The sequence below is a fragment of the Hyphomonas beringensis genome (assembly GCF_000682755.1).
Lineage (GTDB): Bacteria > Pseudomonadota > Alphaproteobacteria > Caulobacterales > Hyphomonadaceae > Hyphomonas > Hyphomonas beringensis.
In genome coordinates this window covers 216,598-235,413 of sequence record NZ_AWFF01000001.1, presented here as the reverse complement: position 1 = coordinate 235,413, position 18,816 = coordinate 216,598, and the positions used below count along the sequence as shown (strand labels likewise).

11 protein-coding genes are annotated in these 18,816 nt (G+C 55.0%); 6 read left to right on the top strand and 5 right to left on the bottom strand.

The genetic code is table 11. The features are described 5' to 3' along the window. Positions 1–68: 68 nt before the first annotated feature. The 4 genes from HY29_RS01060 to HY29_RS01045 all read right to left on the bottom strand — a co-directional run bounded on the left by HY29_RS01060 (position 69) and on the right by HY29_RS01045 (position 7,039). A complete protein-coding gene (locus HY29_RS01060) occupies positions 69–1,781 on the bottom strand; it encodes a carboxylesterase/lipase family protein (protein WP_034790106.1) in 1,713 nt (570 codons plus the stop codon). After that, on the bottom strand, positions 1,771–4,065 hold the full coding sequence (locus HY29_RS01055; RefSeq protein WP_081811160.1) for a beta-glucosidase family protein: 2,295 nt from the start codon (positions 4,063–4,065) through the stop codon (positions 1,771–1,773). Before HY29_RS01055 ends, HY29_RS01060 begins: the two co-directional genes overlap by 11 nt. Continuing rightward, positions 3,968–6,259, bottom strand: coding sequence for a TonB-dependent receptor (locus HY29_RS01050; RefSeq protein WP_034790101.1), 2,292 nt, complete (start codon positions 6,257–6,259; stop codon positions 3,968–3,970). The genes HY29_RS01055 and HY29_RS01050 overlap by 98 nt, the downstream gene beginning before the upstream one ends. 99 nt (positions 6,260–6,358) lie before the next feature. Next, the gene (locus HY29_RS01045; protein WP_051600988.1) at positions 6,359–7,039 is read right to left on the bottom strand and encodes a TetR/AcrR family transcriptional regulator; all 681 of its coding nucleotides are present in this window, start codon (positions 7,037–7,039) and stop codon (positions 6,359–6,361) included. A gap of 20 nt (positions 7,040–7,059) precedes the next feature. Between HY29_RS01045 and HY29_RS01040 the strand changes: the two genes are divergently transcribed. Together HY29_RS01040 and HY29_RS01035 are read left to right on the top strand one after the other, a co-directional pair. Further along, entirely contained in the window at positions 7,060–8,535 is a 1,476-nt protein-coding gene (locus HY29_RS01040) for an MFS transporter (RefSeq protein WP_081811159.1), read from the top strand. Continuing rightward, the gene (locus HY29_RS01035) at positions 8,532–10,277 is read left to right on the top strand and encodes a sulfatase family protein (RefSeq protein WP_051600987.1); all 1,746 of its coding nucleotides are present in this window, start codon (positions 8,532–8,534) and stop codon (positions 10,275–10,277) included. Before HY29_RS01040 ends, HY29_RS01035 begins: the two co-directional genes overlap by 4 nt. A gap of 239 nt (positions 10,278–10,516) precedes the next feature. On the opposite strand, the gene HY29_RS01030 is transcribed toward HY29_RS01035, so the two are convergent. After that, positions 10,517–10,996 (bottom strand): Lrp/AsnC family transcriptional regulator, encoded by a 480-nt coding sequence (locus HY29_RS01030; RefSeq protein WP_034790097.1) that lies wholly within the window; start codon positions 10,994–10,996, stop codon positions 10,517–10,519. Positions 10,997–11,380: 384 nt separating this feature from the next. On the opposite strand from HY29_RS01030, the gene HY29_RS01025 reads away from it, so the two are divergent. From HY29_RS01025 to HY29_RS01010, 4 genes are all read left to right on the top strand, one after another. Next, on the top strand, positions 11,381–14,347 hold the full coding sequence (locus tag HY29_RS01025; protein ID WP_034790095.1) for a TonB-dependent receptor domain-containing protein: 2,967 nt from the start codon (positions 11,381–11,383) through the stop codon (positions 14,345–14,347). A gap of 91 nt (positions 14,348–14,438) precedes the next feature. After that, positions 14,439–15,776 (top strand): amidohydrolase, encoded by a 1,338-nt coding sequence (locus HY29_RS01020; protein ID WP_051600986.1) that lies wholly within the window; start codon positions 14,439–14,441, stop codon positions 15,774–15,776. Further along, positions 15,776–17,023: an amidohydrolase family protein gene (locus HY29_RS01015; RefSeq protein WP_034790092.1), complete on the top strand. Its 1,248-nt coding sequence runs from the start codon at positions 15,776–15,778 to the stop codon at positions 17,021–17,023. The genes HY29_RS01020 and HY29_RS01015 overlap by 1 nt, the downstream gene beginning before the upstream one ends. A gap of 7 nt (positions 17,024–17,030) precedes the next feature. Then, entirely contained in the window at positions 17,031–18,815 is a 1,785-nt protein-coding gene (locus tag HY29_RS01010; RefSeq protein ID WP_051600985.1) for an amidohydrolase family protein, read from the top strand. Position 18,816 lies beyond the last annotated feature (1 nt).

Below are 18,816 nucleotides of genomic sequence, written 5' to 3'. Positions count from 1 at the left end.
AGCCCAAGCATAGTAGGCGCGGAAGCATCACCGATGGCGGACTATATTATATCCGACTAAGTGCCCGGCTATAATTCATCTGCGGGGCAGAGACCCTCAAGGTCACTCTCCATTTCCAGCCTAACAAGACCAAAGGCCTGGACCAGGCGCTGTGACATCTCGCATGCCCGGTTGTCATTCTGCAGGGCTGGGTCGGCCTTCATTTCGGTGGTCAGTTTTGAGATGGTCAATGTCTCTGTTTCTATGCGGCTGCCACCATCTCTGGGTGTGTCGAAGATCATAGTCGTTCGTGGACCGTTCGCTTCAATAGCGGGCCAGGCCGGGCAGGCTCCAGTGACAGAGCCGGGGGCATCGTTATGTGCAAATTCGGTCCAACAACTCATCATTGTCTCTGACACGGCTTTGCGACCTTCCTGATTGCCTTTTGTGAACAGCCGCTTGTCCAGCTTGCCAAGAAAGCGTTCGAAATGTCCGAAGACAAATGGAATTTCCATACTATGCGCGGCGCCGATCAATTGGCCAAGGTCGCTCATGCCAACTTTTGCTTCTTCGTCCCAGTCAAACCGATAGGTGCGTATGGGCCCGGCGTCATGCTCGACCAGTTTCTTGGCGAAATCTGTTACGCCAATAGTCCGCCAGACACCGGTCATGTAGTATGACAGGGCATTGTAATAGGCTTTGTCTTTTGCTTTCGGGAAGAGCAGCAAGGCCTTTTTGGTCATGTCGGGGTCAAACGCCAGTAGGTATTTGGCTTCATCGCGATTGGATCCGATAATGATCGGAAGGCCACGTCCGGACTGGTGCTGCGCTACGGCATCATCCAGCGGCATGTCGGGAAGAGTCGTGCCATCGCGGATGACAGCGGGCGTCAGGCCCGAGCCATATTCAGCGAAGATTTTATCCAGCGGCGCGCTGCGAAGGTCTTCTGCCTTGGGGCTTTCTTTATTCGTAAACGAACGGGCTGCAGGAACTGCTCCCGTTACTCTGTCATCCAGGCCATCCCGGGATAGCGACAGGGGCGCGCTAGCGGGGAGCCCACTCTGCGCGATCGCTGCGCGATACAGGCCGTCAGCCTTCGGCATGGCAAGCAGGCCGAGCACATTGTTTGCGCCAGCGCTTTCTCCGAACAGGGTGACGGCGTCAGGGTTCCCGCCAAATTTCTGGATGTTGTTATGCGTCCATTGCAACGCCTGGACCAGATCAAGCAGGGCGAAGTTCGCAATTCCGTCCTCAAGGGCGGGGTGCGCAAACCAGCCGAGAGGCCCCAGCCGGTATTGAACAACCACGACCACGACCTGACCAGACTCGGCGAGCTTGGAGCCGTCATATTGTTCCGCGCGGCCCCAGATATTTGAACCGCCATGGATCCAGAACATGACGGGCAGGTCGCTGTCTGCGGACGAGCCGGAAGGAGCATAGACATCCAGATAAAGACAATCCTCGTCGCCGCGGAGCTCACCTTTTGGCATGCCGAACAGGCCATCCAGTCCATTCGTCAGCTGAGGGCACCAATTGGCATGTTCCAGCGCCGTCACCGGCATTTGCCATGGCTCGGCGGCTTCTGTGGGGCGCCATCTCAACTCACCCACGGGTGGCTTTGCATAGGGAATGCCCAGCCAGGTTTTGGCGGAGTTTTCAGATACGCCGCCAATAACTGGACCGGCATCTGTCTGTACAAGTGTGCTCGCCTTCTGGGACAGGGCGGTCTCTGCCGGAACGGTGCTTTTTGCGCACGCTGCAAGAAGGCAGAGGGGCAGAATGGCTGCGAGTCTAAATGCCAAGGCCCATCTCCTCGGGAAAGTTGAGTGTTGTCTCCAGTGCGTCCGGATCACGAGCTGACCTGGCCACACTGATACCATAATGGCCGCTATCGATGCGCCAGGTTCGTGAAGCTGCGTCAAACCAGGCGAGATCTCGTGGCGCGACATAGAAAGTGGTTTCAGTCTCTTGTCCAGCGGCCAACTTGACTCTGCTGAAACCGCGCAGGCTTTTCCGCGGACGTATCACAGCACATGCGGGCCATGAGACATAGAGCTGAGGCGTCTCGATAGCTTCAGTGCTTCCGGTATTCTGAACCGTTACGCTGACTTCCACCCCGCCATCCGGGGTGCGTCTTGCTCTTATGTTCGTGCAGTCGAAATGGCTATAGGTGAGGCCATGTCCAAAAGGAAAGCGCGGCTCGGTATTCTCCTGATCAAACAGGGCGTAGCCATGCCAATATCCATATCTGGTATACTCCGAAGACGGATCAAATAATGGGTAATGTGTCTGGTCTCTTGCTACAGTAAAGGGCAGGCGTCCGCATGGACTGACGTCTCCAAACAGAAGACGCGGCAGGGCAGAGCCGCCCTCCATTCCTGAATAGAAAGTCTGCAGAGAGGCAGGTGCCGTATGAATCCATTCTTCCACCATGACAGCTGACCCGGCGATGATGACGACAATGGTGTTTGGATTTTCCTTGGCGACGCACTGAATGAGCTCGATTTGAGCTGGTGGCAAAGACAGACTGCCCCGGTCTCCCCCAATTGAGGTGCCACCGCCGCGTTGGCGTGCCCCGTCGAGGATGGAGGAAAGGTTTTCAGGAATATCATCCTGTCCAAGATTTATTTCGCTCGGGATGTATTCACCTTCTTCCGCTGCGGTATAGCCTACGACAACGATGGCTGCGTCAAAATCTTTGGCTGCATGGCCCGCAATATCTGGTGCAAGCTCATCTCCAGCGTATATGACTGCGTCAGCGCCGAGATAGGTCTCCAGCCCTTTCAGGGGCGTAACGATATAAGGAGAGTCCACACGGGATGACCCTTTATCACCCGTATTCTCCAACGTTGCCAATCGTCCAAACACGCCGAGGCGTTTTGTCTTCGACCTGCTAAGCGGCAGAACTTCTCTATTCCACAATAATACGGCAGATTGTTCTGCGACTTTTCTCGCGAGGGCCGTGTGTGTTGCTCCTGCAACTGCTTCCATGGGGTAGTCCGATTGGGGGTCCTCAGCCAGCATCACCTTTTGAAGTGTTGTCAGGATACGGAGAACGGCTGTGTCCACTGCCGTTTCTGATATCTTCCCGTCCTTGATGGCCTGGATCAGTTTGTCACCATACCATGCGGGTTCAGGGTTTTCGATATCAAGACCGGCTTCTGCGCCATGGGGACTGTAGACGCCAAGAACCCAGTCAGAATGTACAAAGCCTTCAAAGCCCCATTCGTCGCGAAGAATGTCCGTAAGGAGATACTTATTCTGTCCGCAATAGGCTCCGTTGACCTTGTTATATGCACTCATAACTGACAGGCATCCGGATTCGATAACCTTGCGAAAGTGAGGCAAGTATATTTCTCTCAAGACTCTATCGTCGACTTCAACATTCAGTTTAAAGCGTGTGTTCTCAATGCTGTTGACGGCGAAATGCTTCACGGTTGAGATAACATTATGATGCTGCGTGCCTTGGGATAGGGCCGAGCCCATCTCGCCGAGATGATAGGAGTCTTCGCCATACGTCTCCTGCGCACGGCCCCAACCAGGATGGCGAAGCAGGTTGATACAGACCTGGCCGAGCAAGTTTACACCTTGCGCTCTGGCTTCTTTTGCCATTGCTTCACCAACCTCCCGCTCCATATCGCGGTCGAACGTCGCCCCTCTGGCCATGGAGCATGGAAAACATGTCGAATGACCAACAATAACGCCGCGCGGACCGTCGCTGAATTTTAGTCCGTCGATGCCCAAACGTTCATTTGCGCCGCCAGCAGGGTAAGGCGTTGCTCCCCATTTTTTGGCCTCGGCATGGATGCGGTAAAATCCGCTCCCTGACATCATGGAAACCTTCTCTTCCAGGCTCAAGGCCATGAGAATGTCTTCCGGTGTCATTTTTCGCAGTGCATCGACCTTGGATGTGGTGTTCACAGTCATCTCTTGTCCACTCTTCAACAAGTGCCGGAGCTCGCACAGGCGAACTCCGGAGGGAGGGCAACTAGAAGGACGCCGCCAGGCGCGCGCCGACATAACGTTCGTAGTCGCGTGGCAGATAGTGGCTGATGACACCTGGATAGAGTGGATCTGCAAAGACATTTGAGGCGTATGTCTCGTCTAGCAGGTTCCGGACAAATACCGAAGCGGTCCAGATATTATCCTTATCCTGAATGCCTGCGCTCAAGTGCAGGAGACCGTATCCGTCTTGGGTCGTATTTGGGTTTTGGTCAATTTGAAACTGAACTTCGCTCTGCCAGCTGCCGTCAACCTGGATGAAGCCATCAAAGGGAAGTGTCTTCAGCGGAATATCCTGCCGCAAGCTTGCGGTGAAACGCCAATCAGGAGAGTTGGGAAGGTCCTTGCCCGAAAGATCCTGCACGCCGTTGATGCATCCTTCGCTCAAAGTCTGCCCTCGATAGCATTGTGCGAAGGGGAAGCGATCAACCTTGGCATCTGTGTAGGCAATGCCACCCTGAAGCATCGTTGTGTTCGTCAGCAATGCCGTGGCATCAAGTTCGATCCCTTTGGTGCTGACTTCGCCCGCATTTGCGACAACCACTGTTGATGCTGAAACATCTCTCTCCTGGGCCTGGAAGTCCTCATAATTTGTCCAGAATATTGCGGCGTTCATCTGGAGGCGGTTGTTTGCGGTTTGGAATTTCAGGCCAGCTTCATAGCTGTCGGATTGCTCCGCATCCACCACTTGTGTGTCTTGGGGTGCTGTAAAGATCACGTCGAACGCGCGACCTTTGTAGCCTCTGGCGTAACGTACATAGGTCATCAGATCGTCGTTCCATTGATGGCGTATGCCGACATTTCCGACCAGAGCCGTATCAGATGTATCACCATCAATATCTGCGAAGGTTCCAGCCGATCCTCCAAGCGGGAAATCTCCCGGTTGAAGTGTATTGGTCGGATCGCGATAGACCTGGTAATCGAGCGTTTCGTTCAAAAGGCGCAGTCCGCCAAAAATCGTAGTGCCCTGTCCGAGCCTCCAGTTACCGCTGCCGAACACGGCATAATTCTTGTTACCAACGGAGCCATTGAATTGACCACTCTGGGCAACAGCGCCCAGTCCTGTCATCGCTTCAATACGGCGGCGGAAAGAGCGGTCCAGATCCAGTTCAAAGAAATAGGCCCCAATCACATAATCGAAGTTTTCCCATTCAGGCGATGCAAGACGGAACTCTTGAGACGTCTGTGTCAGGTTTGTCTGCCCGCTGTTTAGGTCGAACGTTACAACACCAGGCATCGGATCTTCGAAGCTCAGCGCATCAACATCCAGATTGTTCTCAAAGTCCCACTCGCGATGGGCCGTGATGGATGTGAATATATAGCCATTATCAAAGCTATATTCCGCCTTCCCGGAAACACCCCACTGTTCGCTATTATTGTATACAGGCGCATTAAGATGTGTCTGGCGGTTCTCGGGGCTCGCGACAACGGGATTAAGCAAAGCGTCCAGGGTTGCGCCAACAACCGGGTTCAGTGCGGTTGATGTGTCGCGGATCTGGTAAGCGCAGCAATCTTGCTGTGTGTCGCGATAGTCTGCGATGAGGGTTATATCCAAAGCGCTGCTGGGCTCGATCAGCAGCTTGCCGCGCATACCCCAATTGTCATAACCATTCAGGTCCCGCCCGTCTGGAATGTTTTTAATATGCCCTTTGAGGGATTTCGTGAAGCCGGTGAGGCGGCCGGATACTGTCTTTGAAAGCGGGCCTGAAATTGTTCCGCGAAGGGCATATTCATCACCTTCTGCTGCTGTGATGTCGATCTTGCCTGAAAGTGTATCGCTGGGTGCCTTCGTCGTGACTGAGATGACGCCGGCAGAGGCATTCTTTCCGAACAGGGTGCTTTGCGGTCCGCGCAGAACTTCTACACGTTCTATGTCGACCAGATCCTGAAACCCCTGGCCTTGTCGCGCCAGAACAACATCATCCACGACAAAGGAGACGCTAGGCTCTACGCCCGATGAAAAGACTTCCGTTCCCACGCCGCGTATACGGACGGAGCTGTTCAGCTCATTGGAGCTTTGCGTGAATGTCAGGGATGGAACCAGGGTCGCCAGGCCCTCAATCGAAGAGACGCCGGAATTTTCAAGGTCCTGCCCGGATTTGGCTGAGACGGCGACCGGAACATTCTGCAAGGTCTCAGGACGTTTGGTTGCTGTGACCATGACGGTTTCTAGCGTGCGTTCGGCATCGCTGTCTGCGTCTTGTGCGAAAGCTGGCATCGCCAGGCATGATGCCAAGACGATGCATGAAGCTGTGATGTTGAGATGATTATTAAACATGATTGTCCTCCCTGGGAATCTGGATTGATCCAGTTTTCATCCAAGTGGATGGATTTCATGTCGTTGAAATAATGTCAACCAGCCTTGGCGAAGGTTGGCCTAATTGGTTAGCCAGTCTGGCAGGGCGGGCCAGTCACTGCGCATTCTGGATGGGTCTCTCAGCAGGAAGGCCAAGACAGAATCGATGTGGGCCTCGATGGCGGAGTCCGACAGCATGTCGACCCCATAGAGTTCCTGGGCTTCTGCCGCCAAAACGAATGGCATCTGGCAAATGGAGGTGATCATGAAGATCAGGGAAGGGTGCCAGGCGCTTGGCAGATCCCCGTTATCCATGTGCTTCTTTGTGGGGCCTGCATACACTGCATGTCCGGGCTGGATGAAGTTCTCCACCATCCAGTGAAGTCTCTCGCCGCCCCGAACCGATTCTGAAATCATGATGCGGGCATGCTCGGGATGCCTTGCGCAATAGTAGATATAGCGGCGTAAGAATTCCCTGTAGCCATTTATAGTGTTCAGTTCCGGCGGTGTGCCGTTTTCAAATCCCAGCTCTTTGCGAAGACGCTGGAACATATCTGCCACAGCTTCCCGCCAAAGATTATCCTTGGTTCCAAAGTGATAGCGGATCATGGCATGCGAGGCATCGGCATCATTCGCTATGTCGCGTGTGTTGGCAGCTTCAAAGCCACGCTCGGCAAAATGGTGGCGGGCAACCTCCAGAATGCGGGCCTTGGTGGCTTCTGATCTTGCCTGTACAGGCTTGCGCGCGGTCTTTCCGGCCATACGTGTCGTCTCCACTCGCTATGGAATTTACTAAAGCCAGCCTTATAGCCTTTTCTGGAACTATACATGTTATGGCATTAAAATCTTCCAAACGGATGAATTGTTATGCTAGGAACTTATCAATAAATACGGGGAGGAAGGGAATGTCGAATGCGAAAGGAGCGCGAGCTCTACCGTTATCAATGGTCATAGGATACGGCTCTGGCGACTTCGGCCTAAACCTGTTCTATACCGGACTGAACCTATATCTCCTCTATTACTATACCGATGTCGTGGGGCTTGAGCCGGGCATTGCCGGGACGATCTTCATGACAGCCCTGTTGTGGGATGCTGTGACAGATCCTTTTATGGGGGTGATTGCATCGCGCACACGCTCGCGGTTCGGCCGGTATCGTCCTTACCTCCTTTTTGCTGGTCCGGCTCTTGGGGCAAGCTTTGTGTTGTTGTTTGCCGCTCCGGTATTGTGGGCCTCATCCGTAACACTGGCCTGCTTTCTTAGTCACTTCCTATTCCGAACAGTCTATACAGTCTTTGGTGTTCCGTATGCGTCAATATCTGCCGCAATGACGACGAGCGGCAAGGCGCGCACATCCTTGTCAGGGGCGCGCATGCAATTCGCAACCATGGGCGCAATCGCAACCGCCTTTCTCACACCCTGGCTTGCTGAAAGATTTGGGCAGGGGGATTTGATCCGCGGTTACATGCTGACCGCTGTGGTCTATGCCTGCTTTGCGGAGGGAGTTTTCCTTCTCGCCTTCTTCAGCGTGCGGGAGCGTGTGGAGACTGATGCAAAATCTCTCAGTCTCCGGGATACATTGAAGGTGACCAGAGGTAATCACGCCTTCTGGATATTGTTTGCGGGCGTCGTTCTCAATGCACTTGCCTCTACGGTCTTCACTAAGTCCATAGTTTATTATGCGCGCTATATCATTGGTGAACCTGCCGCAGTACGCGAAGCGCTTACGTTATATACTATAGCGGCGGCTGCAGCCGTTCTGGCTTGGACAGCGCTGGCGCGGATGACATCAAAATCCCGTGTGCTGACAGTTGGGCTTCTGCTCAACGCATGTGCTCTTTTTGCGTTGTATGTCCTGGCACCAGAAGACAAGGGCCTGTTTTTCTTGTTTGTTATCCTGGCGGGTATCGGCATGGCTGCCACGATTGTCGCTTTCTGGGCCATGCTTCCAGACACTGTGGAATATGGAGAATGGAAGACAGGGATCAGAGATGAGAGTATATTCTTCGGACTGTTCCAGTTCTCTCAAAAGGCGGCAAGCGGTTTGGGTGTTGGTGCCGTCGGACTGATCCTTCAAGCTATTGGATATGTCGCCAATACGGATCAATCTTCGCAGACTCTGTCTGGATTGCGCCTAATGGCATTTTTGCTGCCCGCCATTTTCGCTTTGCTGGCCACGCTGATTATGCAGTTCTATCCGCTTAAGGGACGGCGGCATGAGGAAATCGTTGCGCTTCTGAAAGAGAGGGAGTCTGTATGATGCTGATGCGGACGCTCATGATGTGTGGTTTGCTTTGCCTGCACGCATGTCAACATATCAGGCCTGCTGAAAAGGTTGCCGCAGTCAGGCCAAACATTTTGCTCGTTGTGTTTGAAGATATGAGCCAGAAGGTTGGGGCCTTTGGCGATCCGGTCGCCACCACACCGGTTCTTGATGCCTTCGCCGGGCAAAGTGTCATCTATCCGAACACGTTTACAACTGCAGGCGTCTGCGCCCCATCACGTGCGGCCTTGATTACGGGTGTCCACCAACAGACGCTTGGCGCGCAGCATATGAGAACTCACGCATTTGGTACAGAGTATGATCCTGCCGGGTTCGAGATTGGCTATGCTTCTGTTCCACCGCCGGAGGTGAAAGCCTTTCCGGAGCTTATGCGCCAGGCTGGATACTATACCTTTGTCGGCTATGGCGGTTGGGTCATTTCCAACAAGAAGGATTATCAGTTTGGTACACCCCTGACCATTTGGAATCAGGATGACGTCAATGCCAGTTGGCGAGGACGCAAACCAGGCCAACCCTTCTTCGGCATGGTCACACTGGCGACGACGCATGAATCCTTCCTGTTTCCTGAAGTGCCTGTGCGTGACACCGAATTGGCCAAGAGTGTTGGTGCGCGCAATGCTCGGCTACTGGCGGGCAAGGAAAGAGTGACGGATCCTGCCGCCGTGATCGTGCCGCCATGGTTGCCGGATACGGAAGAAGTCCGTGAAGAGATTGCAACACAATACGACAATATCACTTTTACAGAGAAGAAGCTGGCTCAGCTCCTCTCGGATCTTGAACGGGAAGGTCTTGCGGATAGTACATTTGTCATCGTCACGACCGACCATGGGGACGGGTTTCCACGCGCAAAGCGTTCCATTTATGATTCGGGCATCAAGGTGCCGATGATGATCCGTTTTCCAGGTGGAAATTATGCAGGGGAAGTCCGTGACGAGATGATCAGCTTTGTGGATTTCGCCCCCACGCTGCTCAGTCTCGCAGGCGCTCCTGTGCCTGACTGGCTTCAGGGGAAAAATTTCCTGGGCGACAACAGAGAGGATCCAAATCAATACATCTTTGCGTCTAGTGATCGGATGGACGCCTGGATGGATCGTGTAAAGGCTGTTCGGGATGAGAGATACAAGCTCATTTTGAACTATCAAAATGATGTGCCCTTTTTTCAGCCTGTTGCGTTTCGTGAGGAGCTACGATCCATGCAAGCGCTCAATGGGTTGCATATGAAGGGCGATTTACCGCCCTCTCTTGAGCAATATTTTGACACTCCGCGGCCGCTCATTGAGCTTTATGATACGTTTTCTGACCCTGATGAGATGCGCAATTTGGCCCAGGATGCAGCGTTGACAGATGTACTGGCTCGTCTCAGCTCAGCGTTGGACGGATGGCTTGCGGAGACGCCAGACCTGTCGGCGCTTCCTGAAGCCGAGATGGTCAACGAGATGTGGCCCGGTGGGCAGCAGCCCGTCACGAGTTTGCCGGTGCTGAGGCTGCTGCGAGACAAGGATGGTGCCGCCCGGTTGGATATCTCTTCAGGCACAAGGGGTGCTTCACTGGCATGGCGTCCGCTGGGGGCTCAGGATGCCGAATGGCAGGTCTATGTATCAGGGCAGACGGTTCCCGCGCAATCTTGCGTCGAGGCGATTGCAATCCGCTATGGATATAAGGCCAGCGATATTGTTGAGGCCTGTGTTAACGCTGAAGAGTGGCGGGAACGCCAATAGAGAAATTCGCCCTTGTGGGCGGAACCGACTGCCTGTGGCGGCTAGTGGTTCTGCGCGCTCGCTTGCGTTGATGCGCGGCTCAACCAAAGGGTAAATTATGGGTGAAATGTGACCTCTCATCACATAGAATCATTCACATCATGGAAAAATTGGAAAAACATATGCTGCGATATTTCTTCAATATCGGGGCATGCAGATTCCCGTATCCAGGGTATTTGCACCCAGTTTGAACTTGGAGATCAGCTGGAGGGAAGGCTGAGCGAGGTCGAGAACTTCACGGTCTCCATCGAGAATGTAGAGGAGACATCAACCAGATTCGGGACGAGTTCGACAAACCGTTTATAGACATGATCATAATGGTCGATGCTGCCAACCTGGATTTTAAGAAGGTAGTCATCCTTGCCGGTCAGGCGGTGGCACTCAATGATTTCAGGGATTATGTCGACTGAGCGGGCAAACACATCAAGCCATGACTTGCTGTGATTTTCTGTGCGTACAGATACAAAGACAGTGATGCCCAGGCCCACTGTTGCGGGATCGAGCAGCGCCACGCGCCTCAGGATGACGCCTTCATCCTCAAGGCGTTTTATACGGCGCCAGCATGGATTTGTGGAGAGGCCGACCTTGTCAGCAATGTCCTGAATCGAGAGGGAAGCGTCCTGCTGAAGGGCATTCAGGATGCGGCGATCGATATCATCTAGTTTCGCGAGTTTGCTCATAATGGTGATATTATCCCAAAAATACCAGATTATAAGCAAAAAATGGGATAAAACTTAAAAAATTTCGGTGTACTTCCCAATGATGCCCCCTTAGCCTTTATATTATCGTCACATCAAGAGCCCGTCAGAAGTACAGGGTCGTGGCGTACCGAGGGAGATTTCTGCGTGTGTTTGCACTTTCGGGCTGTGTGCGCTCGGCAAATCTAAAGTGAGAGGGATATCTCGAAAAAAACTGGGAAGGTTCAACACCACAATCGTTTGTAAGTGAACTTAAAACGGCTTGTGAGTGGACTTCAACTGCGGCTCTCAATACGCGTCCGCGCTCCAGATTTCGCGTTTATCAGGATCACGCAAAACAAACTCTAGTCTTTCATGAGGGGAAGCATGTTTAGAAAATCCAGAAGCTCAATTCTTGTCCGGGGCGCGTCGTCAATCGTCCTGGCTGCCGCCCTGGCTGGCGGTGCGATGGCTCAAGTCGACGACACGGATGAAGAAGTCGCCTTCGACACGGTGGTTATCACAGGTAGCCGTCTCGGTAATGCCAATCTGACCTCCAGCAGCTCTGTGGCTGTTCTGGATGGCGGTGAAGTTGATGTGCGCGGTGTGACGCGCGTTGAAGATCTGCTTGGAACGCTGCCGCAAGTGGCATCGGGGCAGGGCTCCACATCAGGCGTGAACGGCGCGCAGGCAACGGTAAACCTTCGCGGCCTTGGCGCAAATAGAACGCTCGTGCTGGTGGACGGCAAGCGCCTTCCGTATGGCTCGCCCATCAATGTGGCGGCTGACCTGAACCAGATTCCCTCCCAGCTGATCGACCGCGTTGAAGTTCTCACCGGTGGTGCAACGGCCGTCTACGGTTCTGACGCTGTCGCCGGTGTTGTGAACTTCATCATGAAGCGCGACTTTGAAGGCCTTGAGCTGGATGTTCAGGGCAGCCTTTTCCAGGCTGGCAACAACAATTCAGATGTCGAGCGCGTACTGTCCGACTACGGCCAACCGAACCCGGACAGCATCTTCGATGGTGAGTCCGGAGACCTGAACCTGGTCGCGGGCAAGAACTTTGATGATGGCCGCGGCAACATCACCGCCTATGCCGGCTACTCCAAGGATAATGCGGTACGCTGGGAAGACCGTGACATCACGTCCTGCCCGTTCACCACACGTAACGATGGCACGGATTTCGGCTGTAGCGGCTCCGGCTCCATGCCGCGCCTGACACGCTACTCCCGTACAGGATCAGACGGATTCAATTTGGTGGTAGACGAAGCCAGCGGAGATCTGCGGAACTTCAATCAGTCTACAGATGCCTACAACTTTGCCGCAGGCAACTATCTGCAGCGCCCACGCGAACGCTACACCTATGGCGCATTCGTCCGCTACGACCTGATGGAAAACATGGAATTCTTCATGGATTTCTCCGTCACGGACAATAAGACGGAAGCTCAGGTCGGTCCGGGCGGTCTCGCCCTTGGTCGTACATCTTCCATCAATTGCGATAACCCGTTGCTGACGTCTGAAATGCTGGCGACCTTCTGTGATGCGGGCAACGTATTTGTCGACAATGACGGCGTTACGAGAGCACCGCTGAGAATTGGCCGCCGGAATATGGACTATCCGCGCGTCAACAATTTCCACCTCAATACCCAGCGTGTTGTTGGCGGAATTCGCGGTGAAGTCTTCGGCGGGGTCGAGTATGAGCTGTTCGCCCAGCACGCAAAAGTCGACTACACCGAATTGCTGCTGAATGATGTGTCCACTTCCCGCGTCACGCGCGCTCTGGATGCTGTGACAGATCCGGATACTGGCGACATCGTCTGCCGTTCTGTTTTGACGGGCGAAGATCCAAACTGTATTCCGTTTGATGTCTTTTCTCCCAATGGCATCACGCAGGCGGCGTCTAATTATGTGACCATGCCAACTCTGCGTGTAGGGGATACGGAGCAAACCGTCATTGGCGGCACGCTCTCTGAAAACCTTGAGCGCTGGGGCGTTGTTAGCCCGTTCGCATCAGAAGGTGTCAGCGCCGCAATCGGCTTTGAGTACCGTAAGGACTCACTTTCCCTGACGCCGGATTCCAGCGACACGACGACCAGTCAGCGCGTTGCTGTTGCAGGTGAAGTGCCGGTCTACGAACTCTTCACAGAATTCCAGGCCCCGATCCTTCAGGACATGCCGTTTGCTGAAGAGCTGACGCTCTCTGCCGCATATCGCTACTCTGATTACTATGACACCACAGGGACACAGAATACTTATTCCTTCGGTGCTTCCTGGCGTCCAATTTCAGACCTGAGACTGCGCACGCAGTATCAGCGGGCTACGCGGTCACCGAACCCGATCGAATTGTTCGCGCCGCAAGAGTTCAGCCGCGGCACGCTCTCTGGTCAGCCCAATGGCCTGAAAGATCCGTGTGCAGGTGATTTCGATCCGAATACGACAACGCCAGAGCCCTTCCGTTCTCTGGACGATTGCATGAGAACTGGTGTTACGGCAGCTCAATATGGCACGATCCTGGATAGCGCGGATAACATTCCAACCCTGGCTGGCGGGAACCCGAACCTCGATCCGGAAATCTCTGATACCTGGACGGGCGGCTTTGTCTACGAGCCGAGCTATCTGCCCGGCTTTGTGGCCAGCGTCGACTACTTCTCCATCGAAGTTGACGGCTTTATCGGTATGGTCGACCCGAGCGAGACGCTGGGCCAGTGTCTGGACACGGGCGATGCAAACTATTGTAGTCTGATCAATCGTGACTCCGCAGGTACACTGTTCCTGGTAAGTGGTGAGTCTTATATCCAGAGCACGCTCATCAATACCGGTGTTCTGAAGACAAATGGTTTTGACATCAGCGCATCTTATGGCTTCGGTCTTGATCGCTTCGGCCTGGACAATGCAGGCGATATGAAAATCTCCTATGCCTCAACAATCCTTGGCGAGCTGGCATCACAGTCCCTGCCGGGCTCACCTGAGCTGGATTGTGCCGGATATCATGGCGATGCCTGTAACAATCCGGCTCCGGAATATCGTCACCGTGTGGCGCTGGACTGGTCGCGCGACAAGCTGTCGACCATCTTCAGCTGGCGGTACATTTCCTCGGTGGATCAGTATTCTTCTGCTCCCACACCAGTGAACAAGCTGGATGCGACATCTTACTTCGATCTCGCGGCACGCTATGAAGTCTCTGAAAATCTGCGTCTTCGTGCGGGTGTGAACAATATCTTCGATCAGGACCCGCCTCTGACATCCCTCTCCGGTTATGGCGGCGGGGAAACGGATGGCCGCGGGAACACCTATCCCCAGGTCTATGATGCCCAGGGCCGTTACATCTTTGTCGGCGCGACCATCAATTTCTAATGATCTGATGTAAACTGATACACCCCGCCCGGTTCGACCTGGCGGGGTGTATTTCCAAGAATAACCCGCTTTTCCATATTGGGAGTTCGTGATGAAAAAACTGCTTGTGACAACCCTGCTGAGCGCGGTGGCTTTATTGCCTTCCTGCGCGAGTGCCAAAGAGGTCCGACAGGAACAGACAGCGGTTGCGGGCGAGCAGGCCCGTCCCATCGCGATCACGCATGCGAACATTCTTACGGCATCATCGCCCTTGATTGAGGATGGCACTGTGGTTTTCGCAAATGGCCGCATCGTTTCGGTCGGCAAGACTGTCAAGGTGCCCGGGAATGCTGAAATCATTGATGCAGAGGGCCGCTGGGTTACGCCTGGTCTCATTGATCCACACTCCCATCTGGGCGTGTATCCGACGCCTTTGTTGCCGTCGAACATGGATCTGAACGAGAAGACCGGAAACAACACGGCGGGTATCAGCGCAGAGGATGCTGTCTGGCCACAGGATCCGGGCTTTGAGAAAGCTCGGCGCGGCGGCGTCACGACGCTGACAATCCTGCCCGGCTCTACAAATCTGATCGCGGGTAAAGGCGTTACACTGAAGAATGTCGAAGCGGCTACCGTAAAGGAAATGAAGTTTCCGAATGCGCCATACTTCCTGAAGATGGCATGTGGGGAAAACCCGATAAAGATATATGGCGGGGCAGGCAAGAAGCCTTTCACCCGCATGGGCGTGATGTCTGAATTCCGCAAGGCCTGGGCCAAGGCGCGTGAGTACAAGGAAAAGCACGAGGCTGACCCGTCCGCCCCGGTAGACTTACAGCTGGAGACGATGGCTAAGGTACTGGATGGGGAAATCATTCCCGTCGTGCACTGCTACCGCGCGGACGAGATGGCGCATCTGATCGACATCTCGCATGAATATGGCTTCAAGATCGGGGCCTTCCACCATGCGACCGAGGCCTACAAGATTGCCCCCCTATTGAAGGCTGAAGACATTGGTGTTGCGACATGGGCGCGGCGCTGGGGCTTCAAGATGGAGGCCTATGACGCCTCAGATGCAACCCCTGGCTTTCTGGAGGATGCCGGCGTGAAGATGGCTCTGCACTCAGACAACTCCATCCTTATACAGCATATGAATACCGAAGCCGCGCTTGCCCTGGCATCAGCGCGCCGGGCCGGATATGATTTCGGATATGAAACCGCGATCAAGTGGATCACGGCGGACCCGGCCGAACTGATGGGCATTGCAGACCAGACCGGAACGCTTGAGCCCGGCAAGATGGCTGACATCGTGCTGTGGTCTGGCGACCCGTTCGACGTCTACAGTGTTGCAGACAAAGTCTTTATCGATGGCGTGTCCGTCGTGGATGATGCGGAAACAGATGAGGAGTCCTCGGACTTCCTGGCAGGCCAGTATGGTGAGGAGGTCCAGTAATGCTGAAACTCATGACATCCCTTTGCGTGGCGGCCTTCGTGACGCTGCCCCTGCAGGCCCAGACCCTGGTTCTGGAACATGCGAAAGTTCTGACCGCGGGTTCTGCGGGTGAACTGGAGGACGCCTCCATCGTCATCGAAAATGGCAAGATTGCAGCAGTCGGTGTGGCCGTTACCGTGCCCGCAGGCGCAGACATCATCGACATGACCGGGCGGGTTATCACACCCGGCTTGGTCGCCGCGAATACAACGCTGGGTGTGGTGGAGGTGAATGACCGCGCCAATGCCAATGACAGCTCAGCGAAGACATCGGATCTCTCTGCGAGTGTCGAAATCCAGTACGCGGTCAATCCGGCATCGACGTTGATCCCGGTTGCACGCAATGGTGGCATCAGCCGCGCCATTGTCACGCCAGGCCTCGGACGCGGCAGTCTGGAAAAGCTGAGCTTTGGCGGGCAGGCGGCTGTCATCGATACTGGCGCAGGGCAAGACCCGATCATCTTACCGCATGCCGGTGTGACGCTTAATCTGCGCGGCGTGAAAACCGGCCGCGCCGCTGTCTTCCCTATGCTGAAGGCACTGTTGGAAGATGCAGCCACCTATGCCGCGAAGGAGACGCCGGGGGACATGTCCGGCCTGACCCAGAAGAACTGGACACTTGCGGACCTTGAGGCGCTCGCGCCTGTCGCAAGGGGCGAGGCACCGCTCATCATCGAAGTGGACCGCGCGTCCGACATTTCCCAGATGCTCAAGATCGGCAAGGCCCTGAACCTCAAAATGGTTCTGGTCGGCGCTGCTGAGGGCTGGGCCGTGGCGGATGAGATCGCTGATGCAGATGCTTCTGTGGTCCTCAACCCTATTGATAATCTGCCTTCGAATTTTGATCAGGTTCAGGCGTCCATCGAGAATGCTACGCGTCTCAACGCGGCAGGTGTGAAGCTTGCCCTGACAAGCAATCGTGACGGCCATGATGTCCGGCTTACGCGCTATCATGCCGGCATGGCCGTTGCGAACGGCTTGCCATATGAAGACGCGATCAAGGCGATCACGGTCAATCCCGCGCGCATGTTCGGTGATACCACAGCCGGCGAAATCGCTGTGGGGCAGGACGCGGATATCGCCGTCTGGTCAGGCGATCCGCTGCAGCCGCTGACCGATCTGGTCGTCCTCTATATCGGCGGCGAGGCTCAGCCCAAGGCCGACAGGCAGATCATTCTGCGCGAAAAATACATGAAATCCGGGGAGTAATGAGATTATGATCGGCAACAAGACTGCTCTGAAACGAATATTTGCCGTGTGCTGTGTAACGTTCGGCTCTGCTGGCCTGACGGGCTGCGCGTCCGTGTCATCTGCTTCGGCAGAGGCGCTCCTGATCCGCGATGCAGACATCTTTGACGTAACGGATGGCTCGGTGCATGAAGGCGATGTCCTGGTCATTGACGGACGGTTCTCTGCGGTAGCGGACACGATCACCGATTATCCGTCCGGCACACGCATTGTGGATGCGGATGGGTTGGCCCTGCTGCCCGGCATGATTGATGTCCACACACATTGGACCGGCATGAATGGGGCGACCCGCGCGTCTATTGCCACGGACCTTTTGAAGGCTGGTGTCACAACCGCGACAGATTTCCATTCCTCTCCGGAATCCTTTGAGAGCAAGCGCGCCTATCACAAGACCATAGCGTCTCCGCACGTTTTCTATGCGGCTCGCATGGGCGTGCCATACGGACACGGAACAGAATGGGGCGATGAGAACATGACGAAAGTCATTTTTTCAGCGCGCGAAGGGCAGGCGGCCGTTGAGGCTCTGCTGCCTTACAAGCCGGACGCCATCAAGGTGTTCGCCGATGGCTGGCGCTATGGCGGCGTGGTCAACCTGACCAGCATCAATGAGGATGCTCTGGAGGCTGTCGTTGATACGGCTTCTGAGGCGGGGCTACCTGTGCTCACTCACACCGTGACAGTGAAAGGCGGGAAGATCGCTTCCGAAGCGGGGGTAACAGCCATCGTGCACGCCATTCAGGATATGGATGCAGATGACGAACTTGTCAGCCTGATGCAGGAACATGACGTCCTCTATTCCCCAACCCTGACCGTCTACGAACCCTTCGAGGATGAACTCGCGGAAATGAGCAAGGTATCAGCCGCGATGGTCCTCTACCGGCAGGCGCGTTCCCGCGCGAACATGAAGACCTTCCTTGACGCTGGCATCCGTGTCGCCCTCGGAACCGATCAGGGCATCGACAACAATCCCTTTGGCGAGGCTGATTTGAGAGAGCTGGAACTCCTGGTGGATTTCGGCCTGACACCCGCACAGGCTCTGCAAGCGGCGACAGCCAACAGTGCGACCGTTCTGAAGCTGGAAGACGATCGCGGTAGCATCGAGGCCGGCAAGCGCGCAGACTTCATTCTGGTCGAGGGGCAACCCTGGGACAACATCTCCGACATGCGGAATGTCAAAGATGTCTTCGTGGACGGGGTGCAAGTGGTTACTGATGGCGAGCTGACCAAACCGCAAGGCGGAGCAAGACCATCTGCCATTCCGGCGCAGGCCATGATTGATGACTTTGAGTCAGATGATCTGACAACGAAGTACGGGGCGAAGCTGTCCAAGACATATGATTCCGGCCTGCCCAGGTCGGAAGTCATGATAGGCCGTGTTGAGCGTGTGAGTGGCGGCAAGGCGCTGCACATGGCCGCAGACATGGCGCTGAAGGACGACCCATTTGCCTTTGTAACGCTGCCGTTCTCGCCGGGCGAGTTTGTGCCCGTCGATGCCAGCGCCTTTACCGGCGTGCGGTTTGAAGCGCGCGGCAGTGGCACATATGACATCGCCGTCTCCTCCACGACGGGAGAGGGACAGGAGAGCTTTGTCGCCAGCCCGGAATGGAAAACGGTCGAGATCGGCTTTGCCTCCCTTAAGGCAGAGAATGGTGCGCCGCTGGACGTGACCGGCTTGCTGGATGTCTCTTTCGGCAGGCATGGCGAGGCGGCTCAGTCCGTCTGGCTAGAAATCGACAATGTGGAATTCTACTGAG